This window comes from Kovacikia sp. CALU 1929 (assembly GCF_056784235.1).
In genome coordinates this window covers 59437-82874 of record NZ_JBXBCF010000076.1, presented here as the reverse complement: position 1 = coordinate 82874, position 23438 = coordinate 59437, and the positions used below count along the sequence as shown (strand labels likewise).

At 48.5% G+C, this 23438-nt stretch carries 15 protein-coding genes and 1 pseudogene; 7 read left to right on the top strand and 9 right to left on the bottom strand.

The features are described from left to right. Positions 1–143, top strand: a pseudogene (locus AC1S52_RS19925) (photosystem II D2 protein (photosystem q(a) protein)); the annotation flags it as partial. Between the two features lie 193 nt (positions 144–336). Here AC1S52_RS19925 and AC1S52_RS19920 read toward each other — a convergent pair. Together AC1S52_RS19920 and AC1S52_RS19915 are read right to left on the bottom strand one after the other, a co-directional pair. Then, positions 337–1257 carry an ROK family protein gene (locus AC1S52_RS19920; RefSeq protein ID WP_482030792.1) on the bottom strand — a complete coding sequence of 307 codons (921 nt, stop codon included), beginning with the start codon at positions 1255–1257 and terminating at the stop codon, positions 337–339. Between the two features lie 196 nt (positions 1258–1453). Further along, the gene (locus AC1S52_RS19915) at positions 1454–1981 is read right to left on the bottom strand and encodes a tetratricopeptide repeat protein (protein ID WP_482030791.1); all 528 of its coding nucleotides are present in this window, start codon (positions 1979–1981) and stop codon (positions 1454–1456) included. Positions 1982–2518: 537 nt separating this feature from the next. Here AC1S52_RS19915 and AC1S52_RS19910 point away from each other — a divergent pair. Further along, positions 2519–3604: a D-alanine--D-alanine ligase family protein gene (locus AC1S52_RS19910; protein WP_482030790.1), complete on the top strand. Its 1086-nt coding sequence runs from the start codon at positions 2519–2521 to the stop codon at positions 3602–3604. Positions 3605–3713: 109 nt separating this feature from the next. Here AC1S52_RS19910 and AC1S52_RS19905 read toward each other — a convergent pair whose 3' ends face one another. Beyond that, a complete protein-coding gene (locus AC1S52_RS19905) occupies positions 3714–3989 on the bottom strand; it encodes a MoaD/ThiS family protein (RefSeq protein ID WP_482030789.1) in 276 nt (91 codons plus the stop codon). Positions 3990–4125: 136 nt separating this feature from the next. After that, complete coding sequence (locus AC1S52_RS19900) at positions 4126–5079, bottom strand: hypothetical protein (RefSeq protein WP_482030788.1); 954 nt, start codon at positions 5077–5079, stop codon at positions 4126–4128. A 249-nt stretch (positions 5080–5328) separates the two neighbouring features. On the opposite strand from AC1S52_RS19900, the gene AC1S52_RS19895 reads away from it, so the two are divergent. The 5 genes from AC1S52_RS19895 (at position 5329) to AC1S52_RS19875 (ending at position 11879) form a co-directional block, all read left to right on the top strand. Beyond that, the gene (locus AC1S52_RS19895; protein ID WP_482030787.1) at positions 5329–6108 is read left to right on the top strand and encodes a glutathione S-transferase family protein; all 780 of its coding nucleotides are present in this window, start codon (positions 5329–5331) and stop codon (positions 6106–6108) included. A gap of 109 nt (positions 6109–6217) precedes the next feature. Next, a complete protein-coding gene (locus AC1S52_RS19890) occupies positions 6218–7549 on the top strand; it encodes an AAA family ATPase (RefSeq protein ID WP_482030786.1) in 1332 nt (443 codons plus the stop codon). After that, on the top strand, positions 7546–8187 hold the full coding sequence (locus AC1S52_RS19885) for a retron system putative HNH endonuclease (protein ID WP_482030785.1): 642 nt from the start codon (positions 7546–7548) through the stop codon (positions 8185–8187). Before AC1S52_RS19890 ends, AC1S52_RS19885 begins: the two co-directional genes overlap by 4 nt. Positions 8188–8282: 95 nt before the next feature. Beyond that, positions 8283–10001, top strand: a complete 1719-nt coding sequence (locus AC1S52_RS19880) for a helicase HerA domain-containing protein (protein ID WP_482030784.1) — start codon at positions 8283–8285, stop codon at positions 9999–10001. Between the two features lie 894 nt (positions 10002–10895). Continuing rightward, positions 10896–11879, top strand: a complete 984-nt coding sequence (locus AC1S52_RS19875; protein WP_482030783.1) for an RNA polymerase sigma factor, RpoD/SigA family — start codon at positions 10896–10898, stop codon at positions 11877–11879. 16 nt (positions 11880–11895) lie between these two features. On the opposite strand, the gene AC1S52_RS19870 is transcribed toward AC1S52_RS19875, so the two are convergent. The 5 genes from AC1S52_RS19870 to AC1S52_RS19850 form a co-directional block, all read right to left on the bottom strand. Further along, a complete protein-coding gene (locus tag AC1S52_RS19870) occupies positions 11896–12570 on the bottom strand; it encodes an rRNA large subunit pseudouridine synthase E (protein WP_482030782.1) in 675 nt (224 codons plus the stop codon). 152 nt (positions 12571–12722) lie between these two features. Then, positions 12723–14621: a hybrid sensor histidine kinase/response regulator gene (locus tag AC1S52_RS19865; RefSeq protein ID WP_482030781.1), complete on the bottom strand. Its 1899-nt coding sequence runs from the start codon at positions 14619–14621 to the stop codon at positions 12723–12725. 3 nt (positions 14622–14624) lie between these two features. After that, complete coding sequence (locus tag AC1S52_RS19860) at positions 14625–15071, bottom strand: response regulator (RefSeq protein WP_482030780.1); 447 nt, start codon at positions 15069–15071, stop codon at positions 14625–14627. 2 nt (positions 15072–15073) lie between these two features. Beyond that, on the bottom strand, positions 15074–17170 hold the full coding sequence (locus tag AC1S52_RS19855; RefSeq protein WP_482030779.1) for a response regulator: 2097 nt from the start codon (positions 17168–17170) through the stop codon (positions 15074–15076). Then, positions 17152–23352 (bottom strand): hybrid sensor histidine kinase/response regulator, encoded by a 6201-nt coding sequence (locus AC1S52_RS19850; protein ID WP_482030778.1) that lies wholly within the window; start codon positions 23350–23352, stop codon positions 17152–17154. Before AC1S52_RS19850 ends, AC1S52_RS19855 begins: the two co-directional genes overlap by 19 nt. Positions 23353–23438 lie beyond the last annotated feature (86 nt).

The following is a 23438-nucleotide window of genomic DNA, read 5'->3' as shown; positions in this document are numbered from 1 at the left end:
CGAAGACCCTGAATTTTGAAACGTTCTACACCAAGAACATTCTGCTGAACGAGGGCATCCGAGCCTGGATGGCACCTCAGGATCAGCCCCATGAAAACTTTGTCTTCCCTGAGGAGGTTCTACCTCGTGGTAACGCTCTCTAAGACAAGGTAGTTTACACCTTCTAAGTGTAAAGCCCTCGTTTGTTAACGAGGGCTTTTTTTATAGCCGTCTCATAAGAGTTACAGCCACAGTGGTTCGTCAACTTTGTGTTTGTGAATCTCGGATAGGTCCGGGGCTATTATTGTGAGGTTTTCAGCCCACAAAATAATTCTTGACAGACCACTAGCATAGGCTTCAAATGCCCATTTTTTGAATCATTTGCCATGCTAGTTTGGCAGCACCGACAATCCCCGCCTGATTGCCTAACTCGGCTTTGAGCAACTGCAAACCAGCGCGGGAACTGGGTAGCACCCGCTGTTCAATTTCTGCCCATGCTGACGGAAAAAAGAAGTCGGCACTGGCGCTAACACCGCCGCCAATAATGATGGCTTCTGGTGTCAGCACATACATCAAACTGGCAAGACCCGCTCCTAAATCTCTGCCATAGCTTTGCCAAAACTCTAATGCCTTGGAATCTCCTGCCAGTGCCAGCATTCCCAATTCTTCTGGTTCCATGCCCGTGCGACGGCGAATGGCTTGCACAGAAGTATAGGATTCCAGGGAACCCCGGTTACCACTGTTACAGGTTGGTCCTTCAGGGTTGAGCGTAATCAAACCCAGTTCTCCCGCAGTGCCATGATGCCCAACAAACAGTTTGCCGTCCAGAATGATCGCTCCACCCACGCCAGTCCCCAGCGTCAGCAAAATCAGGTCATTGTACCAGCGCCCAGCCCCTAACCAGGCTTCTCCTAGCCCAGCACAGTTGGCATCGTTGGCAATCATAGTGGGTCTTCCAACTTTTGCCTCTAGCCAATCTGCCAGGGGAATATCATGCCAACCTGTTAAGTTAATTGCAACCCTGGCAATCCGCCCTGTGACATCGGCTGGACCAGGAGTACCAACCCCGATCGCCACTGCCTGCTTATCTGGATCAATCTGGGCGATCGCATCCACAATGGCGGCTAAAACAGCTTCAGGCACAGAAGGCTGAGGTGTGGGCACATTGAGCGCTTGCAAACAGGTTCCGTCCTGACTAAAGCAACCGAGCTTAATTGCCGTGCCCCCCAAGTCAATCCCTAAAACCTGAGTGCTATGTTCAACTGACTGGCTGACCATTATTCCGTTCCAACTGTTCTCTAGACTGGTGTTTCAAGTCTACGGCAATGAGTGTGCAGTGGGGGACAGAGGTATTAGATGTCCGGTGCCCGGTGTCAGGCTTCGACGTAAGTACCGAGCCGAAAGGTGTTCGGTGTCCGATGTCAAGTGAAAAAGTGGTATTGAACAATTGCTCTATAGTTGGTCTGAGATCGCTTCAGTCAGGTCCGTTACCTAAGGGCTGGGGGTGAGGCTGGAAAGGATGCATGATGAACTGGGAGATCTTTTCCCAACTCCACATCCGTTGTGTACCAGTAGCCCTGTTATAGCTGTCATACGCATCCTGATACCGTCCCAGGCGTTGCAAAACGGCTCCTCGAAATGTCCAGGCTTCACGATCATCTGGGGCAATAGTGAGGGCGCGATCGCAACTTTCCAGAGCTTCCTCGTAACGTTGCAGATGAATCAAAACGACCCCATGAAATGTCCAGGCTTCATGGCTTGACGGTCTTAGCTCAATTGCTCTGCAAAAACTTCTTAAAGCCTCAGAGTAGCGTCCTAAATTCGCCAGGGCATCTCCCTGACGATACCAAGCTTCATAGTTATTTGGTTCAAGCTGAATTGACCGGCTAAAAAGAGAAATCGCTTCTTCATAGCGCTTCTCTTCTGCCAGAGCTAAACCCTTTCCGTTCCAAAAGTCAACATCATTTGACTTTGCTTTCGTCAGTTGGTTTATCGCTGTCATTCGCCGTTCCATATAAATTGAGGTAAGTGAGCGTGAGCATTCAGTCGCCAAATATCTAAACTGTTAAAAACGGTTGAAGCTTTGGCGAAATTGGTAGAGTCACCACGCAGACACACCTAATGCCCAGCAAATTTTATAACTTTCCGGGACTTGCATTACCGAACCGTGTACTTTCTGTAACCCTTCTCAAGATTAGCCAGTTACATAGTACCCAGGACTACCCGATCATCGCATAGCTCAGTGTGACAGTGTAAAAAATGTCGCTTCCTCTGCCAAGAAATCTGACAGTTGGGATGGGGGCTATTGGGTATTAGGATTAGAGGCTAAGTGACAGAAAGGGAAAGGAGGGTATGAAGTACAGGTTACGGGGTAAGCGTTAGATGAAAAGCCTGAAGCGAAGGATTTCTCAACTACCGATACCAGTCGCTAATGACTCACTACCAATTCCCAATGCCCCATTCCCGATTCCTCTAATTAATTACCTGGGTCAGCCTGGATAGTTACAATTGCTTATTTAGTGATTAAGGCAGTGGATTTATGACAAAACGACGAGTGGGACTGTTGTTTGGCGGCTGCTCAGGGGAACACGAGGTATCGATTTCTTCAGCACGAGCGATCGCCAAAGCCTTTGCTGATGAAGTAAACCGGGTATCCTATGAACTGCTGCCCTTCTACATTCAAAAAGATGGGCAATGGCAGGATGGCGTGATTGCTCAGGGTGTTCTGGAATCCGGTCAAGCTTTGCAGCTAGAACAATCCTCTCTAGAGAGTGTGCGATCGAGCCACTGGCACTTTCCGGAGACCGCCCAGGAGATTGATGTGTGGTTTCCCATTCTGCACGGTCCAAACGGTGAAGATGGCACCATCCAGGGGCTACTGACGTTGATGCAGGTGCCGTTTGTTGGCTCTGGTGTGTTGGGTTCAGCCATTGGTATGGATAAGCTGGCGATGAAAACTGCCTTTGCTCAGGCAGGACTTCCCCAGGTGAAATACATGGCAGTGAATCGCGCTCAGGTCTGGTCAAATCCCTGCATCTACCCCAAGCTATGCGATGAGATTGAAGCAACCCTGGGCTACCCCTGCTTTGTGAAACCAGCCAACCTGGGATCTTCGGTCGGCATCTCAAAAGCACGAAATCGGAACCAGCTAGAAGCTGCTCTGGATAGCGCCGCCAGTTTCGATCGCCGCCTGATTGTAGAAGCCGGAGTTGTTGCCAGAGAAGTGGAATGTGCTGTGTTAGGCAACGATAATCCCAAAGCCTCCATTGTGGGCGAAATTACTTATCAGAGCGAGTTCTATGATTACGAAACCAAGTACACCGAAGGCAGAGCCGATTTAGTGATTCCAGCCTCACTGCCTGAATCCGTTAGCGAACAGATCCGCAACATGGCGCTGGGGGCATTTATGGCAGTGGATGCCGCTGGGTTGGCACGAGTTGACTTTTTTTATGTCGAAGCCACAGGTGAAATTTTCATCAACGAAATCAATACCATGCCTGGTTTCACTGCCACTAGTATGTACCCGCAACTGTGGGGTGCCACGGGTATTTCCTTTCCAGAGTTGGTGAATCAACTAGTGCAACTGGCGCTGGAGCGAGAGGGTGAGGGGGTGAGCGCAAGTTGAGAGTTAAGAGTTGAGAGTTTTGAAGTTTATAGGCAGTGGGAGATGCTGAGGGCTGTAGGCTCTGCTCCAGAGGGCAGGCAAAAGGAACCTCTCCCCTGAAACCTAACACCTAACACCTGACACCTCCTCCCCCACTAACCGGCGGTATCAACACCACCTCATCTCCATCGTGTAGCAGTGTATTGGGTTCGACGAACTGGAGGTTAATGCCAAAGCGAGTCAGCTCACGCCACTCAGCAAGTTGGGGATGTTGGGCAATGAGGCGATCGCGCACCTCTGCTACGGTTGCTCCCTGGGGAAACTCTAATGGCATCTCTGAAGCTCCACAGGCTTCTTGATAAGCAGCAAATAACTTCACAGTAATGGTAACTTTCGACTTAACCATGACTTCGATTTTTTCCAAAAACGCTCTCTGCTAGAAGATTAAGGGAAAAACCCCGTTCAGGCTTCATCTGAACGGGGTTTTTCAGGGGTTAGTAGATTGCTAGAAGGTGATAGGGATGGCTCTGATCGTTACCACATTACCGATTTGTATCGGGGGTCTGAATCACGTTTGGCAAAGCCCGTCCAGGGACATTTTGACCTTCAGGATTCGTCCGAACATCGGGACTGGAATCAATCGGAGCTTGTTGACCAGGTACAGGTTGTCTGGGCACCATGCCAGCAGGACAGCTTGCTAAGGTCTGGCTACCGCCTGGTTGACCATACTGGGCGGTCGAGGGTGCCGCTTGCCCGTAATTACGGGTTTGATACCAGTCGTTCGTCGATTGCTGCCAGTCGTCCCCAGTTCGGTAAGCTACCTGGTTGGCAAATTCATCGGATCGCCGATCAGGATTGTTTGCAGACTCAACCAGTTGATTGGCTCTACCACCAGTCGTGGCACCACCCCGACCCAAAATGTTTTCATAGGTGGAATGTCCGTAGGCACGGGTGCCATAAATCCGCGAGGTGTCTCTGGTGGTCTGCTGCATGGTAGTCCCTTCAACAGGACCGCCCACTCCACCGGAGCTGTATTGTCCTGTCGGAGCAACCGGGGTGGAAATGGATTGGTCAGGGGTCATTGCTCCAGTCACCCGATCGCCATAGGGCATATCGCCGGATTGGACTGTGCCTGGAACATTGCCTTCATTGCCCCTCATGGAACCCACGCTGGGAGCAACCGTTCTGGGGTCAGTCTGGTTAGGGAACTGTTGAGCAAAGTCAGTCGTTTCTGTGGTTACACCAGTTGTGCCTGCGGGAGCAGTTGCACCCATTGAGGCACCCGGTTGCATTGTACCTGCCTGGGGTGAACCGGCGGGTACACAGTTTGCAGAGATCCAGTTGGCATCGGTGGTGCCTTGTACTTGCTGGCTCCGGTTATAAACTTCGGGATTTGCCTGAGCTAGAACAGGCAGTCCTAGAAAGCTGCTGGCAGCGATCGCGCTAAATAGCGCAGTGGCGTTTTTAAGTAGTTTTTGATTTTTGTTTGAAATCATGGTCGGGATATCTCCTTCGACTGCCACGAAACTGAAATCTTTCAAAATTTTCAAGATTTCGAAAATAGTTGCGTGCGATACAGTTGCAGTCTAGAAAGCTGAAGCAAATGATTGCTCTGTCGTTAGTCTGATCTATCTACTGAACTATGGTCCGATTCTCCGTTGAAAAGCTTCTCCAGCTATGTTTTTCCATTGTTTTTCAAGAGGGATTGGGTTAGTCTTACGGAGTTGCCTGACAGGAGAACCCCCATGCTGGAGCTATACCAATTTGAACTGTCTCACTACGTTGAAAAAGTGCGACTCATCCTGGACTATAAAGGTCTGGCGTATCGCAAGATCGAGGTGACTCCCGGCATTGGACAAATTGATCTGGTACGAATGAGCGGTCATCGCCAGGTACCCGTGCTAAAGGATGGGAGCGAAATTATTGCAGATTCGACGGCGATCGCAGAATACCTGGAAAAACAATATCCCGATAAACCCATTATTCCCACTGACCCCAAACTGCGGGGCTTGTGTCTGCTCATCGAACAGTGGGCAGACGAGTCTATAGGTCTGAATGCCCGTCAATGCCTGATTAGCGCCTTAGGGCAAGACCCCAGTTTGCGCACTGCCACCCTACCATCCAGCACCCCCGCTTTTTTGAAAACCCTGATCGGTGCTGTCCCTGGAAATCTTTTTAACCTCCCCGGACTGCCCGATCCCTTCAAATCTGCCAAAGACGCAATCAAGCACGATCTGGCATCCCTCTGCTTCATTCTGATGGAGCAACCCTACCTGGTCACGGATCACCCCACCCTGGCAGACTTCGCCGTTGCCGGACTGTCCATGTACATCAAATTTCCTGACGGTCCCTATCTGGATATTCCTGCCGCTTTGAAAGGCAAAGGCGTTCCCGGCATTGCCGACATCGGTACCTTTGAACCCTTCTTCACCTGGCGCGACAAACTCTACGCCGACTTCCGCAAACCCTCTACGTCTTTCAGCTCAACGTCCTCATCTTCGCCAACCTCAATCAATATTGATTAACCCGAATTAAGGAATGAAAATGAAATAAGTAAGGGCGGGTTTATCAATATGGATTGTTTTATGGCAAAAGTGCCGATGAACCCACCCCTACTTTAATATTTGGGAAACCATGAAAGTTCAGCGCCTAAAAATCCATTCATTTCGTGGCATTGAGGATTTAACATTAGAGTTTGATCCTCAAGTCAACGTTTTAATTGGGATTAATGGTGTTGGGAAGTCAAGTATTCTTGAATGCTTTGCAAAATTATTTGCATACTTCGAGGCACTCCTGAATTTTGCAATTGATGATAGTAGTAAGGAATCAGACTTAGAAAGAAGAAGAAAACTCCGAAATGGATGGCTTATCGCCATGCAAAGGGTGAACGCCTCCCAATTTTTTACAGGGATGGATATTAACAATAAAAGCAAAGAGTTATATGCCGAAGTACAAATTTCTCTGAAATCTAAAGATGTTATTTGGTCAATTAATAAAACTCGGAAAAATATTTCCCTTCAAGATAGAAGCAATCTTGATAGGTTAGAAGAAATAGTATTCAAAATCTACGATCAATGGCAGAGAAATTTTTATCAAGAAAATTTACCATTACTAGTTTATTATTCAGTTAACCGCGCAGTTTTCGATTTTTCATTAGAAATTCCTGAGAGCCATCAGTTAACTCAGATTGATGCATATAATCAAGCGCTTGATCAGGGGCAAGTTAGGTTTAAAGATTTTTTCCAATGGTTTAGAGCTTTAGAAGATTTAGAAAATGAAGAGAGAAGAGATATTTCTGAGTACCGAGACCGCAACTTAGAAGCAGTAAGGAGGGCGGTTCCTCAGTTTCTTGACGGTTTTTCTAATCTACGAGTACGCAGATCACCCCTTCGTATGACAGTTGAGAAGCAAGAACAGGAACTCGTTATTAATCAACTATCTGATGGGGAGAAATGTCTGCTGGCAATGGTTGGGGATATTGCAAGGAGATTGGCGATCGCGAATCCCGGTTTAGAAGATCCACTTCAGGGAGAAGGTGTCGTTCTAATTGATGAAATTGAACTTCATCTTCATCCTCAATGGCAGCGAAAAATCATTCCTGCTCTAACTGCAACATTTCCAAACTGTCAATTTATCGTCACGACTCACTCTCCTCAAGTCATTAGCCACGTTGAACCAGAAAGTATTTACATTCTCGAAGCAACCTCTGAAGGAATCAAAGCATTTCGTCCTGATTATTCATTAGGAAGGGACAGTAATACAATCCTTGAGGATTTAATGGGAGTTCCGTCTCGACCAGTCCAATATCAAGAAAAACTGCACGAATTGTTTCGCCTGATTGAAGAGGGAAACCTTGATACAGCGCGTGAAAAAGCAGCCGAACTATCCGCAGAAATTGGATCAGATGAAGCAGAACTGGTGGGTGCAAGAGCAGCAATTCGGCGGAAGGAAATTTTGGGTCGATGAGGCAGATTCGTAAAAGCCGGGAGCCTGAAAGTCTGACAACCTGGAAAACGCTTCAGAGGAAAACACCTAATTGCCATTACCGCTATTTGCAGAATCCAGTCAAGCGAGAACTTCATCAATTTCTTCTACAAGAGCAAGGCTATATTTGCTGTTACTGTGAGATGCGAGTTAGCCAGCAGGGTAGTCATATTGAGCATCTAAAGCCCCAAAGTGAATGCTCCGATGAGGAAACGATTGAATACACCAATCTTCTAGCTTGCTGTGAGGGAGAAGGCGAGGTTTCCCGAAAACCAGAACATTGTGGACAAAAGCGGGGCAACAACTTACTCCAAATCACTCCATTAGATCCAGCTTGCTCTAATGCCTTTCGCTTTACTGAGGATGGGCAAATTGTGGCAAACAAGGATTTGCCACTTAAAGAAGCGGCAGAATTGACCATTAACATTTTGGGGCTTAGCATCCCTAAACTCCAGCGCATGAGGAGGGAGGCAGTCAGGAGCAGCATTCAAGACATTGAAAATTTGACTCAGGAAGAAATTCAGAAATTGATCCAGGCTTTTGACAAGCCCAATGCCGATGGAAGGTATGAGGAATTTTGCAGCGCCATCCTATATCAACTGCGGAAATTCATTAGTTGACTTAGAACAAACGTTCTCTTTTGTTTGGAACTAATGTATTATTTAAGGTTATTGTCTCTGTAAATCTCTCCTGAACAGGATGGGTTGGGAATGACATGACCTTAGAGAAACCGCTCGGTTCCGTTGTCCAGGGTTCTCTCAGCCAGGGCTTAGAAATTCGTCTGCACCCGGATGTGTTAGTCGAAGACATGCGTGTGGGCAAATTTTTGGTGGTGCAGGGGGTGCGATCGCGCTTTTTCTGTATGCTCACCGACGTTTCCCTGGGAACCTCCAGCCAGCGGATTCTAGCAAACCCACCCGAACCCTCTAACACCTTTTTGCAAGAAGTCCTTGCTGGTAGCGGTACATTTGGCACGATTAATCTCACGCCAATGTTAATGATCACACCAGAAGTAAAAAGTCAGGAGCCAAAACCCAACTCAAAACTCAAAACTCAAAACTCAAAACTCACTTCCTACAAAGCCCAATCCAGCGCTGAGATAGAACTGCTTCCCGTCAAAACCATTCCCAACCACTTCAGCCAGGTCTATGATGCCAGCGAGCGAGATTTTCGTGCCGTGTTTGGTTGGGAAGATGATCCGCACCGCCGGAACTTTGCGATCGGGCAACCGATTGATATGGAAGTCCCTATTTGCCTTGACCTGGATCGGTTTGTTGAGCGTAGCAATGGTGTTTTCGGCAAGTCGGGGACGGGCAAATCCTTTCTGACCCGGTTGCTGCTGTCCGGTATTATCCGCAAACAGGCAGCGGTGAATCTAATTTTCGATATGCACTCCGAGTATGGCTGGGAAGCGACCCGGGAAGGGAAGCAGTTCAGTACAGTAAAAGGGCTGCGGCAGCTATTTCCCGGACAGGTGCAAATCTATACCCTGGATCCAGACTCAACCAAACGGCGCGGTGTGCGGGATGCCCAGGAACTCTACGTTAGCTTCGACCAGATTGATGTCGAAGATTTGATGCTGGTGCGGGGTGAGCTAAACCTTTCAGAAGCCAGCCTGGAGAATGCCATTATTTTAAGAAATGAGTTTGGTAAGCCCTGGATCTCGCGTCTGCTGACGATGAATAACGAAGAGATCCAGGAATTTTGTGAAACCAAGATGGGCAGCAAGTCTTCTATCATGGCGCTTCAGCGCAAGTTAAACCGTCTGGCGGAGTTGAAATACATCCGTAACTCCTGTCCCCATAACTATGTGGGACAAATCTTAGAGTCTCTGGAAGCAGGCAAGCATGTCGTGGTGGAGTTTGGCTCCCAGGCGAATCTCCTGTCTTATATGCTGGCAACCAATGTGATTGCCCGACGCATTCACCAGGCATATGTGCGTAAGGCAGAACAGTTTTTGCAAACCAAGAATGTCAGCGATCGCCCCCGGCAGCTTGTGATCACGATTGAAGAGGCACATCGCTTTCTGGATCCTGCCACAGTCGGGCAAACCATCTTTGGCACCATTGCCCGCGAAATGCGGAAATACTTCGTTACCCTGCTGGTTGTGGATCAACGTCCCTCTGGGATTGACAACGAAGTGATGTCTCAGATCGGCACCCGCATCACTGCCCTGCTTAACGATGAAAAAGATATTGATGCTATCTTCACCGGCGTTGCCGGAGCGCAAAGCCTGAAGTCTGTCCTGTCAAAGCTCGACTCCAAACAGCAGGCACTTATTTTAGGTCATGCGGTGCCCATGCCTGTGGTGGTCAAGACCCGCCCCTATGATGAGACTTTTTATGCTGAAATTGGCGATGCTGCCTGGGAAGAACTGCCTAACTCAATTGTTTTTAAGGCGGCTGAAACTGCCAGAGCCGACCTGGGAATTTGATTCAAGGATTTACAGCAATTCCCGGTAGGGTGGGCACTGCCCACATTTTCCAAAAGCTCTGACTACGGGGCTTTGTGGGCAATGCCCACCCTACAATTTGTGGCTTACTCAGGCATTTGGCTTAAGCATTTAAATCCATCCTGCCCTCTCACCCGCTTCTCCCAAACCACCTACATACGAAGTCAATACCTTCGTCATACGCCAGTTACAACAGACACCTATACTTGGTCAGAGTCCATCTAGCACCCCGTCACAAGGTTCACGATTAATGCTTCAGATATCCTCACCAGAAGCGGTTCAAAAGTTCGGATATCCCTCTCAACTGAGTCTAGGCAGGGTTCTCCGATCAGGTCACTATAGAAGAGTAAGTTGGAATTGATTGGTCTGCTGAGCGGCAGGCTTTCAGGCAAAGGTCAGAGTGATGCCCTATATCGGGTTTCCCGTTCAGCAATGACTGACTCAATCATCCATCTGAATCATCCAGTAGGGGGAAACCAAATTGCTTTAGCAGCGGCTATAATCTGAGATTATAATCTGACTCTAAACTCATAACGATTCCGCTTTTGCCAAAGGGTCAGCCCTGAAACCGCTCACTTCACCTGTTGCTTAATTGCCGTTGCCACTCGATTCTCTCTTATCACCCATTTGTCGTTGCTAGTTACTCTTTCAGTGAAAGGGGTTTTAACCTTCCCCAGGTATTCTTCTAGTCTTCTAACCACTCTTCTGAAAAATTTTCTAGTCATCTTGAAACCCATCACCCCTGGCAGACTGTCCAGAAACCCAGATGTTTTGTAATTGGACAGGTCTTTCAGGTACGAGATGGTTATCTCCCTCAAATATTAGCATTTGTCTACTGTGTTCCCTATTTTTTGTCTACGGAGTTGATACGCATCCATGACCACTGCCACCACCAGATCTAAGACTGTAAAGCCCACCTTCACGGCAGATATGGTTCGCACGTATTTGCATGAAATCGGTCGAGTGCCGATGCTAACCCATGAGCAGGAAATCATTTATGGCAAGCAGGTTCAGCAGATGATGGCACTGCAAGAAAAGAAAGAAACGCTTGCAAAGACCCTGAATTACGAACCGACTGAGCAAGAACTGGCAGACCATGCCAGAATCAGTGCTGCCGATCTGAAAGAGATCATGCTCAAAGGGCGGCGGGCGAAGCAAAAGATGATTGAGGCAAACCTGCGTCTCGTCGTCTCGATCGCTAAGAAGTACCAGAAGCGTAACCTGGAGTTCCTGGATCTGATCCAGGAAGGCACCATGGGACTGGAACGGGGAGTGGAGAAGTTTGACCCGACCCGTGGTTACAAGTTCTCGACCTACGCTTACTGGTGGATTCGGCAAGCGATTACACGGGCGATCGCCCAGCAGGCACGCACCATCCGCCTTCCCATTCACATTACGGAGAAGCTGAACAAAATTAAGAAAGTGCAGCGAGAACTATCCCAAAACCTGGGTCGCGCTGCCACTGCTGCTGAAATTGCAGATGCTCTGGAGTTAGAGCCTGCCCAAATTCGGGAGTACCTGACGATGGCTCGTCAGCCCGTTTCCCTGGATCTGCGGGTGGGTGATAATCAGGACACCGAACTGCAAGACCTGCTGGAAGATGATGGTCAGTCTCCTGAGAATTTCATGGATCAGGAGTCCCTGCGCCAGGATCTGGAAACGCTGATGTCAGAGCTAACCCCTCAACAGCGTGAGGTTTTAATCCTACGCTTTGGATTGGAGGACGGCAATGAGCTTTCCCTAGCAAAGGTAGGTGAACGGCTAAACCTCAGCCGGGAGCGAGTTCGCCAGCTTGAACGGCAGGCACTTGACCAGCTTCGTCGCCGCAAGGGACGGGTCAGAGAGTATCTTGCCAGCTAAGTTAGCTAAAAGGACGTTACCAGTAACGTCCTTTTTTATTGCCTGCTTTTCCTTTCTGGTTGGAAGCAGAGCGCGATCGCGATTCCACCTGGTTTCCCGGCAACTGACAGAGCTGGGTTAACTGATGCAATTCCTGATTGGTTACATCCCGCCATTGCCCCGGTTCCAAACCCTCCAGACTGAGATGGGCAATCCGAACGCGCACCAGTCGCAACGTTGGAAAGCCTACGGCTGCGGTCATTCGTCGGACCTGGCGATTGCGTCCTTCGGTCAGGGACATCTCCAGCCATGCCGTTGGCACCGATTTGCGAAACCGAATGGGTGGATTTCGGGGCGGCAGGTCAGGTTCTTCTGGAAGCAATGTCACCGTGGCAGGACGGGTGCGATATGTCTGGATCTGAACACCCTGACGGAGTTGCTGCAATGCTGCCCCATCTGGTACTCGCTCTACCTGTACCCAGTAGGTGCGGGGATGCTGAAATTTGGGGTCGCTCAACCGATGCTGAAGTTGTCCATGATTGGTTAACAGCAACAGCCCTTCGCTATCATGGTCAAGCCGTCCCACTGGATACACCTCTGGAACGGCAATATAGTTCTTGAGGGTCGATCGCGCCTGATTGGTGGAATCGTCGTCTGTAAACTGGCAGAGGACGTTGTAGGGTTTGTGAAACAGCAGGTAGCGGTAGGGCACGGGGGACAGTTGCGAGTTGAGAGTGAAGAGTTGAGGGTTTTGAAGTTTATAGGGAATGAGAAATGGGGGATGCTAAAGGCACCTACCCCCTGCCACCGTTCGGCTGAGCGTCATCTTCCCCCTGCTCCCTGACTCCTAGCCCTTGACATTTTCTAACCACTCTTCAAAGCCTCCCGCGTGACCTTAATCAGTTCCTCAACCGTATAGGGTTTTGGTAAGAAAAATTGAATCCCAGAGTGGTCAGATGCAGAGGTCTGGTAGTCAGATAGAAGCCCACTGACGGCAATGATTTTGATCTGGGGGTCGATTTTTTGTAGGGTGCGAATGGCGGTTGGTCCGTCCATAGACGGCATCATCATGTCAACCAGAACCAATTTCACTTCGTCTCTATATTGGGCGTAGAGGGAAATTGCCTCCACTCCGTTGCAGGCGGTAATCACCCGGTAGTTGTATGCTTCCAGCGATACCTGGGTCACCTCACGGACGGCAATTTCATCATCTACCACCAGAATTAGCTCCTTTTGCCCGACCAGGTTGTCTGAGGTTGCGATCGTGCGATCGCCAGGGGCAAGTACAGCAGGCAGAAAAATAGTTAACTGGGTTCCCTCTCCCACGGTGCTGGTAACGACGGCAAAACCACGATGGCTTTTGATAATGCCTAAAGTGGTTGATAGTCCCAGTCCAGTTCCCTTGCCCAGATCTTTAGTTGTAAAAAATGGTTCAAAAATCCGATCAACAATTTCAGAAGAAATTCCCACTCCGGTATCTGAAACCGTGACCGCAATGTAATTGCCCTCTTTTGCATCAAGATTAGTCCGAGTGTAGTTTCCATCAATCGTTACATTGCGGGCAGAAATTTTGATCACCCCCCCCATAGGCATGGCATCGCGGGCATTCACACACAGGTTCATTAGCACCTGATGGAGCTGGGTTGCATTCCCTGTAACGGTCCACAGGTCTTCGGCGATTTCGGTATTAACTTCAACTGATTTAGGAAATGTCTCTTGAATAATTTGCTGAATTTCTCGAATTAAATGTCTGATCTGGATGATGGTTTGTTTTCCTTCAACACCGCGGGCAAACGATAAAACCTGTTGGACTAATTCAGCTCCCCGTTTGGTGTTAATTTCCAGGACTTCTAGCATCCGCTGGCTACGTTCATCCAGATTGGTCAGTTTCATTTTTAGAAGCTGGGCAGTTGCCAACACCGGAGTCAGAATGTTGTTTAAGTCGTGGGCAATGCCACTGGCAAGGGTGCCAATGCTCTCGATGCGCTGGGCACGGAAAAATTGTGCCTCCAGTTGTTTTTTTTCAGTTACATCAGTGCTGACAACCAGAATCGATTTTGGTTTTTGATCGTTATCCTGAACCAGAGTCCAGCGGCTTTCAACCGTAATTTCCTGACCTGACCTGGTTACTTGATTTAACTCTCCCTGCCATTCCCCCCTTTGCATCAATGTGGTCTGAGCCGTCTGTAATTGCAGCGAAGAATTTTTATACAAAAACTCGTGGGTTTTCTGCCCGATGGCTTCTTCTACAGTCCACCCATAAAGTCGTTCAGCACCTTTGTTCCAGAACACAATCTGGTTATCGAGATCGCGTACCAGAATGGCATCGGTGGCAATGTCCAAGAGAGCTGCCTGTTGCCGAATCTTTTGTTCTGCCCGCTTACGCTCGATCGCATAGCGAATGGAACGCACCAATAGTTCACCCGTGAGTTGCTCCTTCATCAGGTAATCCTGTGCCCCTTCCTGAACGGCCCTCAGTGCCAGGGTTTCATCATTTAAGCCCGTAGTGACGACAATCGGAACTTCCTGCTCATGGTGGCGCAGCCGATTAAAGGTCTCAAATCCCTGGCTATCGGGCAAGAAAAGATCTAATAGAATCACATCAAAGCTGGCTTGACTCAAACGTTGCAGCCCTTCACCGAGACAGTCCACCTGCTCCAGGTTCATGTCTACATAGGTCACTTCCAGCAAAAGCTCCCGCAGCAAGCGAGCATCTCCCGGATTATCTTCAATCAGCAACACAGAGATTGACTGGTTTTCCATGCCTCACTCCGGCGGTAAGTTGACAATGGTTAACCAGAACTCCTCAATCAGCCGCACCACTTTGGTGAATTGATCCAGGTCGATGGGTTTAGAAATATAGCAATTGGCGTGGAGGTCGTAGGCTCTCAAGATGTCTTCCTCTGCCCGCGAGGTGGTCAACACAATCACGGGAATCCGTCTCAGGGTTTGATCCATCTTAATCACTTCCAAAACTTCCCTGCCGTCCTTGCGGGGTAGGTTTAAATCCAGCAAAATCAGGTCTGGATGAGGTGCATGGCTGAAAACTTCCCGCCGTTTCAAGAACGCGATCGCCAGTTCGCCATCTTCAACAATGTTCAGATGATTGTGAACTTTGCCCTCCCGCAAAATCTCCTGGGTCAACCGCACATCCCCTGGACTATCTTCTACCAGTAGGATTTCAATCGGTCTGCGAATGCTTACAAAATTCACAATCAGGGCTTCCCTCCTTCTGGAATAGTGAAGTAAAAGGTTGACCCTTTACCCGGTGCAGACTGGATCCAAATGCGCCCAGCGTGGCGTTCAACAATTTTCTTACAAACGGCTAGACCAATACCTGTTCCAGGATAATCGACCCGGTTATTTAGACGCTGAAAGATGACAAAGATGCGTTCGGCATACTGGGGATCGATGCCAATTCCGTTGTCTTGAATGGAAAAGAGCCAGGTATCCTCCTGCCGCACCGCTTGAATCGTAATTAAGGGAATTGCTTCACTACGAAATTTAACTCCATTGCTGATTAAATTTTGGAACAGTTGAATTAATTGGGTCGGATCTGCCATCAGATCAGGCAGATGGTCAAATTTGATAATAGCGTTACTTTCCTCAAGCGCAACTTTGAGGTTCGCGATCGCCCGCTCTACAACGGTAGTACAGTTAACCGATTCAAAGGCTTGTCCGCATGTGCCAATCCGGGAATAGGTCAATAAGTCATGAATCAACCGCCGCATTCGGATCGCCCCATCCACGGCGTAGGCAATAAAATCATCGGCATCCGCATCCAGTTTGCCTTTGTAGCGACGCTCCAGCAGTTGAAGATAGCTGGTTACCATACGCAGGGGTTCCTGTAAGTCGTGGGAAGCAATGTAGGCAAACTGTTGCAGATCTGTATTAGAACGAGCCAATTCTTGACGCTGCACGATCTCCTGTTCCAGCAGTTGTGATTGAGTCAACGCTACCCCAATCTGATTTGCCAGTTGTTGTAGTAGATCAGCCTCAAACGATGTCCATAGTCGGGGGGTCTGACATTGATGGGCAATCAGCAGACCCCAGAGGTCATCCTTTGCCAGGATCGGGACCACCAGTTTTGCCTTGACCTGAAAGCTTTGGACAAATTGAACCAGGCATGGCGGAATTTGACTGTCTTGCTCGACATCGGTAACCTGGCGTATCCTTCCCTGGCGGTATTCTTGCCGGGATTCTTCTGGAAAAACCTCCTCTGGAAAGGTTTGCCCCAGTATTTGGGTTAAGCCAGGAGAGACTTCTTCAGCCACCCCGCTGCCGGTGCCATTGGACCAGAGACGGTAAATCAAGACTCGATCGGCATTCAAAATTTTGTATACCTCAGTCACAGAGGTTTGGAGAATTTCCTCCAGTTGAAGTGACTGGCGAATTTTGAGGGTTACATCAGCGAACAACTGCGATCGCTGCTGCTGCTGTTTCAGAACGATTTCGGTCTGTTTTCGCTGAGTAATGTCTGTAATGCCACCCGACAATCGCAGTGGGTTTCCCTGGGAATCACGGGTAGTATAGGCGCGATCGGAGACATCGGCATAGGAACCGTCTGCCCGTTGAAACCGATATTCCTGGAGCCAGAGAGATTGGCTGTTCCGCAGGGCTGCCTGGGTCGTGGCAATGACCCGTTCCCGGTCTTCTGGATGAACCCGCTCATACCACCAGCTATAGGTGGCTTCCAGTTCATCGGCGGCATAGCCAAACAAGGTTTGCATCCCTTCACCCCACCAGACCTTGCCCGTGCGCAAGTCCCATTCCCAAATGGCATCATTGGTCACCTGGGCAATCAGTTGAAAGCGCTCCTCACTGCGGCGCAACTCTGCCTGAACTTGCTGGCGTTCTTGAATCTCAGATTCTAACCGGGCATTTTGGGCTTGAAGCTGACGGGTCAAAGCCTGCAACTTCAAGTGAGTCTCAACGCGGGCAAGCACTTCTTCACACTGAAGAGGTTTGGTAATGAAATCCACTGCTCCTACCGCAAACCCTTTGACCTTATCCACCGTGTCGGTCAGAGCCGTGAGAAAGATCACCGGGATTGCTTTAGTAGACTCCCGTTCCTTCAGCCGACGGCAGGCTTCAAACCCATCGATGCCCGGCATCAAAATATCCAGCAAAATTAGATCAGGCGCTGCATAGTCCGCTTTTTGAATCGCACTTTCCCCATCCTCAGCAAACAGGACTTTGAAACCCGAATTGCTTAAAAAATCAAACAGCACCTCCAGATTGGTGGGGGTGTCATCTACCACCAAAATCGTCTGTTTTGCAGTCGTATCAATCCTCATTCCTGTATCTGACATTGTTGAATCAACTCAATCACCTGTTTCCCCTTAAAGCCTCTGGCAAGCTGCTCTAACTGGGTCACAAAAGGGGTCCACTGCGGATTCATTTGCTTCAGTCGCAGAGAGGCTTCGACTACCCCTTTCAGATCGCCCATCAGTGCCAGATCTAGCAATTGAGCCAGTTCCTGGGCAGGGGGAACCGAGGACATAACCGATCCAGCTTGCTCGAACCGGGACAACGGTTGCTCCTGGGGATGGGAATTTGCTGCCCGCAGCGATGGCGAGAGAAACGATCGGGCGATTTCCGTGGCTCTCGGTGTCGGGAGATCTGCATCCTCCCCATAGGTCCATTTCAGTCCCAGGTGAACCCGTAGCTTTTCTAGTAGGATGGATTCCTGCACGGGTTTTGGCAGGAAATCATTGCAACAAGCTTCCTGGCTCATCTGTTGATCAAACTCAAATACACTGGCTGAAATGGCAATCACAATCACTGATTTGAGGGCAGATTCCATTCTAATCTGGCGCGTCATTTCAAACCCATCCATCACCGGCATGACCAAATCAACCAGAATGGCATCTGGCTTAAATTCCAAGGCTTTCTCTAACCCGTCCTGTCCATTGGTAGCTTCAATCACCGTAAATCCCAGTGGTTTCAAAAGGTGAACCAGGACTGAGCGATTCAGATCTTTATCATCGACAACCAGAATTGTGCGGCGAACGACTTCGTCGCGCGAAGCGCTATCGCTCTGGTAGCCGGTAATGATGCGACCAATCGATTGTTCGCGATCGCTGGGCTGAACTGCCTGGACCAAATCCACATCTACCCAAAATCTACTCCCTTCTCCTACCGTACTTTGGACCGCAATGATGCCACCCATCAATTTCACTAATTGACGACTAATGGCTAATCCCAACCCGGTTCCTTCCGTCTGACGGATGTGCTCATCGGCGCGATGAAAGGGAAGAAAAATCTGCTCCAGTTGTTGGGGTGGAATGCCTGAGCCTGTATCTTCAATCTGAAAGCGAATTTTGACGGAGCTGGTCGGTGGAGAATGGGAGGCTGGTTGGTGGTCTGGAGCGTCGGGTAAAGCGGTGGGTTCAAAACTGGCAACGGTTCCGACCTTAAAGGTGACGCTGCCAGTTTCAGTAAATTTGATCGCATTGCCCAGAAGATTTATTAACACCTGCTGTAATCGTCGCTCATCTGCCCAAACAAATTCGGGTAAGGGGGAAAGCACTTGATAGTTCAACGGAACTTTTTTCTGGCTAGCCCGAATCTGACAGATTTCAATCACATTGCTTAAAAACTTAGACAAGGAAAATGTATTCGGATAAAGCTCCATCTTGCGAGCTTCAATTTTGGACAGGTCAAGTACATCATTGATCAGGGTCAGCAGATATTCGCCACACTGATGAATCACACCCAAGCCATTTTTCTGTTGTTCGGTCAAAGATTCCGTTCTTTTAAGAATTTGGGTATAGCCCAAAATGCCATTTAAGGGGGTGCGAAGTTCATGGCTCATATTGGCAAGAAACTCACTTTTGGCACGGTTTGCCACCTGAGCCGCCTCTTCTGCCCGCTGGCGCTCACGAATTTCCTGCTGCAAATCCAGATTCTTTTCCTGAAGCTGAGCGGTTCGAGTTGCCACCTTCACTTCTAGGGTTCGATTCACCTCGGCTAAATCGGAATAGAGCCGCGCATTTTCAATTGAAATCGCCGCCTGGGTTGAAAGTAGTTGTAGGAGTTCCAGGCGATCGGGGGTAAACGCTCCAGTCACCAAATTGTTCTCTAAATAGAGAATGCCGGTCAGCTTGCCCTGATGCAGAATCGGTAGACAAAGGATTGATTTTGGCTTCTGATTGACCACATAGGGATCGCTATCAAAAATTCCTGCTTCGGTTGCATGACTTAAAACAACAGGTTCCTGGGTTCTGCCCACATAGTTGATGATAGAAATGGGCAGCAGCGGTCGATCGCCCGCTCCACCTGTCTCTACAGGAATTGATTGCTTCACAGTCACTTCATCCGTATCCATGCCGCCGGATGCTTCAATCAAAAGCTGTCCTGCTTTTTCTAACAACAGATAGCCCCTTTCTGCCCCTGCATTTTCCAGCACAATTTGCATCAATTTTGCCAACAGGTTACTTTGCACAATTTCACCTGAAAGGGTCTGGGAGGCTTTGATCACCGTGGCTAAATCAAGCGCGCTGGAACGGTCAGTTGATAAAGTATTGGTCGTTGCAAATGGTTTAGGGCTGAGGAGGGTTCCCCCAGCCTCTGGCGCAAGCATCTGGGAATATTGCTCGGTTAATTGTTGCACTTTGGCGGTTGCGCCCCAGCGCAAGTAACCATAGTGAGCCTCCACCAGATACACCTGGGCAATCTTTTCCCGCCCCTGGGCAAGATAAAACCTGGCTGCCAGTTCGTTTGCCAGCGCCTCTTCCTGGATGTAGCCGTGCTCCCTGGCTGCCGCGATCGCCCGGTCATACCCCTCCATTGCCTGCCAATACTGACCCAGTACCCGCGACTTTTCAGCTTCCACCAAGTCATACTTGTGCTGAAAATTCATCGGCGCACTTGCCGCCCATTTCCCCATCTTCTCCTGATTACTCACCACTCGGTTCAAAAGAGCTTCCTGGTGATCTGGGGATAGGGATGAATACACTGCCAGTTGTGCCAGAGAGTCGTAGAAATGAAACACTGGCACCGCCAGAAATGCTTTGACCCCATCTAAAAATTGTTCTGCCTGAGCAGCGTTTTCCACGGCTTGACGATATTCGCCAAATAAATAGCAGAGGATCAGTTTGTTTAAATAAAAGTAGTGCAACGAAGTTCTATCATTTGCTTTTTTAAGCAAAGGCAGCGATCGCTCCTCGTTGTACACTTCACCTGCCAAACAGGCAGGGTGTTCAGAGGGCTTCATCAAGATCAGCACAGACTGGTGAAAGATCTGATTCCAACTTAAGGTGTTTTCTTGCTTCAGTTGAGCTAAAGACTCGCTGATTGCCGCCATTTCTCGTTCAACCCTGGGAAGTGCCTGTCCAATAAAATAGGAATACTGGCATTTTTGGGCAGCCGCATAGCAACCATATTCAAATTGCCCATTCTCCAATCCACTGGAGTAAGATTCCTGTAAAAGGGATAAGGTTTCTCTGACATGGACTTTTCCATGAATAGTGCATGATCCTGCTACGTAAAACACACTGGTTTTCAGGTCTAAAGCATTAAACTGTTCAACTAGCCGCAGGGCTAACTGACCAAACTGATAAGCCAACTCAGCATCTTGAAAAAAACCATTTAAAATGACACCGTAACACACGTAACCATAGGCAGAAAATGGAGAATTTCCATGCTGAATTGATAAATTTACCTGCTCACAAATGACCAGGGGGAATAGGGTAGGCGCGGCTTGGTAGGAAGGAGAACCCATACTGGTCAACATCCGTATAGCTGCTAACTTTTCGACTTCGCTCATCAGCGGTAAATTAAACAGATCTTCAGTACTTTTCCCCACTAAATTAGTTGCCGTTTGGGTCAGTGTTTGCTGAATTTCTGAAATCTCAGGGGACTCTGGCAGTGTCACGCCCAGTTGCTCTAGCGCCTGTAGTCCAATTTTGACGGCTGCCAGTTGCTTGAGCTGTGCCATACAAGCTTGAATCTTGACTTCGTAAACCTTCATTTTGTGGCTGGGGGTTCTTGCCGCTTGCAGCACAACCGTTGACCACTGTTCCATTTGTTCAAAATCACCATTCAAATAAGCAGTTTCTGCCGCTGATTCATAAATAGCCAGGGTCAGTTCATAGTGATTTTGCCAGCTAGTTGTGCCCAGTAACTTCAGCCCAATATTGAGATATCGCAAAGCAGAATCATAGGCGGCTGATGCCCTGGCTTTCTGACCCGCCAGCAGGTTTAATTCAGCCAGTTGGTACTTCTGTTGTTCAGAAGAAAGCAAATCTATCCCATAATTGAGTTGGTTAACTAAAGTAAAAATATTTTCCTTTTGCTCATCCTCAGATGTGTTTTGTAGGAGTAGTTGACCAATTTTTAGATGGGTTTCTTTCCTTTGAGATTCTAAAATCAGGGAATAAGCGGCTTGCTGGACACGGTCATGCAAAAATTTATAGGCGACCTGAGTTTTCAACTGAGGGATCGAATCTAAATCTTGCTGGTTATCTACGATTTCCTGGTCAAACACAAGGGGAATTTTATAGGAATTATTTAACGGAACCACAAACTCCATCTGGAGTGCTTCCCACAAATCTCTTGCGGTTTCTGACTGGGATTTTTGGTTGATGATGGCTAAAACATCTAAGGTAAATTTATCCCCAACACAGGCGGCTAATTTCAAAACAGTTTGTGTTTTCTTTGACAACTTTTGAATCTGGCTAACCATTAACCCAACCACATTCTCAGTGATGTCAATTTCCTGTAGAGTACCGAGATTCCACTGCCAGCAACCTTGATTAAAGTCAAACGATAGTAAGTTTTCCTGGTATAGAGATTTGAGCAATTGAGTCAGAAAAAAAGGATTCCCTTGAGTTTTTTTAAAGACTAAATTCGTCAGGGGTTGGGTTGTATGGGTATCAATATGCAGGGTATGGGCAATTAACTGATTGACATGGCTAATTTTCAAGGGTTGCAGGACGATATGATTGGCGATCGCTCCCGTTTGTTGAATTTGCTCCAGGGTCTGGATCAGGGGATGGGTCGCGTTCACTTCATTGTCGCGGTACGCTCCCAGAAGCAAAATATACTGGCTATGGGAACCCGTAACCATGAGTTGAAGCAGCTTCAGGGAAGGCAAATCTGCCCACTGCAAGTCATCCAGAAAGACCACCAGCGGGTGTTCGGGCTGGCTAAAAACGTGGATGAATTGTTGAAAAACCCGATTAAAGCGGTTCTGCAACTCCGATGGGCTGAGTTGGGAGATTCCAGGTTGCGGTCCAATAATTTGTTCAACTTCGGGAATCACATCAATGATGATTTGACCATTCGTCCCCAAGGCATCCAGCAGTTTGGCTTTCCAAATCGATATTTTTTCATCACTTTCTGTCAGAATTTGATGCATTAACTCCTGAAAAGCCTGGATTAGAGAAGCGTAGGGAATGTTGCGCTTAAACTGATCAAACTTCCCAGAAATGAAGTAACCCCGCTGCCGCACAATCGGTTTATGAACTTCGTTGACCAGGGAGGATTTGCCCACGCCGGAATAACCGCTGACCAACATGATTTCGGTTGCACCGGCACTAACGCGATCAAATGCGGCTAGTAAGGTTGCCACTTCTTTTTCCCGACCATACAACCTCTGTGGAATTAGAAATTGACTGGAGCAGTCTAGTTGACCGATCGCAAATGGGGTAATTTTGCCATCTGGTTGCAATCTTTCCTGGCATGTGACCAGATCGGCATTCAGTCCTAATGCGCTTTGGTAGCGATCTTCAGCGGTTTTTGCCAGCAGTTTCATCACCAGGTCGGCGATCGCCTGGGGAATTTCAGGATTCAAATGGTTGGGGGGAACAGGGGTTTTGGCAATGTGGCAATGAATCAGTTCCAGGGCATCGGTGGACTGAAAAGGCAATTGCCTGGTTAGCATTTCATAAAAGGTGACACCAAGAGAGTAAAAGTCAGTGCGGTAGTCGATCACCCGGTTCATCCGTCCGGTTTGCTCTGGGGACAGGTAAGCAAGGGTGCCGTCCAGTAAGGTGGGACTATCCACCGTTGGATTTTCGCGGGATAGCCGAGATGAAAGACTAAACCCCATCAGCTTGACCTGACCCGTTGCCGGATTGATCAGGATGTTTTGCGAATTAATATCTTTGTGAACAATCTGGTTTTGGTGAAGTTCAGCCAGAATAGCCACCAATTGCCCAGCAATCTGAAGGAATTGATGAATCGGAAGAGATTGCTGCTGCAAAAATTGCTGTAGGGTAATCCCATCAAAGCCTTCCAGAACCAGGATCAAACTGTTCTGGTAGCTGTTTAAAGCAACGGGTTTAATTACCCCTTCGATATTGATTGCTTGAAGAATTTTATATTCATGTCTCAACTGAGTCAGTCCTTCCAGCGAGGGATATTCCGCTCTGGGTACTTTAAGCACAACGGATTGCCCTTCCGGTTGCCAAATTCCAGCATAGGTCGTTGTACTGGCTTCCTCATGGATGACTTGTGTGAGAGTATAACCAGCCAACACCTTGTTCATATAGCAGTTACCCATGATTGGTGAAAATAAGAGGCTGGGTGAGAAAGAATTTTACGGGAATCCTTGCTCACAGTCCAAATAGGCTC

Bases quoted from the DNA above. Each gene is read 5' to 3' on its own strand.
- AC1S52_RS19920 (WP_482030792.1), bottom strand. From the start codon at position 1,257: ATGGTCAGCCAGTCAGTTGAACATAGCACTCAGGTTTTAGGGATTGAC.
- AC1S52_RS19915 (WP_482030791.1), bottom strand. From the start codon at position 1,981: ATGACAGCGATAAACCAACTGACGAAAGCAAAGTCAAATGATGTTGAC.
- AC1S52_RS19910 (WP_482030790.1), top strand. From the start codon at position 2,519: ATGACAAAACGACGAGTGGGACTGTTGTTTGGCGGCTGCTCAGGGGAA.
- AC1S52_RS19905 (WP_482030789.1), bottom strand. From the start codon at position 3,989: ATGGTTAAGTCGAAAGTTACCATTACTGTGAAGTTATTTGCTGCTTAT.
- AC1S52_RS19900 (WP_482030788.1), bottom strand. From the start codon at position 5,079: ATGATTTCAAACAAAAATCAAAAACTACTTAAAAACGCCACTGCGCTA.
- AC1S52_RS19895 (WP_482030787.1), top strand. From the start codon at position 5,329: ATGCTGGAGCTATACCAATTTGAACTGTCTCACTACGTTGAAAAAGTG.
- AC1S52_RS19890 (WP_482030786.1), top strand. From the start codon at position 6,218: ATGAAAGTTCAGCGCCTAAAAATCCATTCATTTCGTGGCATTGAGGAT.
- AC1S52_RS19885 (WP_482030785.1), top strand. From the start codon at position 7,546: ATGAGGCAGATTCGTAAAAGCCGGGAGCCTGAAAGTCTGACAACCTGG.
- AC1S52_RS19880 (WP_482030784.1), top strand. From the start codon at position 8,283: ATGACCTTAGAGAAACCGCTCGGTTCCGTTGTCCAGGGTTCTCTCAGC.
- AC1S52_RS19875 (WP_482030783.1), top strand. From the start codon at position 10,896: ATGACCACTGCCACCACCAGATCTAAGACTGTAAAGCCCACCTTCACG.
- AC1S52_RS19865 (WP_482030781.1), bottom strand. From the start codon at position 14,621: ATGGAAAACCAGTCAATCTCTGTGTTGCTGATTGAAGATAATCCGGGA.
- AC1S52_RS19855 (WP_482030779.1), bottom strand. From the start codon at position 17,170: ATGTCAGATACAGGAATGAGGATTGATACGACTGCAAAACAGACGATT.
- AC1S52_RS19850 (WP_482030778.1), bottom strand. From the start codon at position 23,352: ATGAACAAGGTGTTGGCTGGTTATACTCTCACACAAGTCATCCATGAG.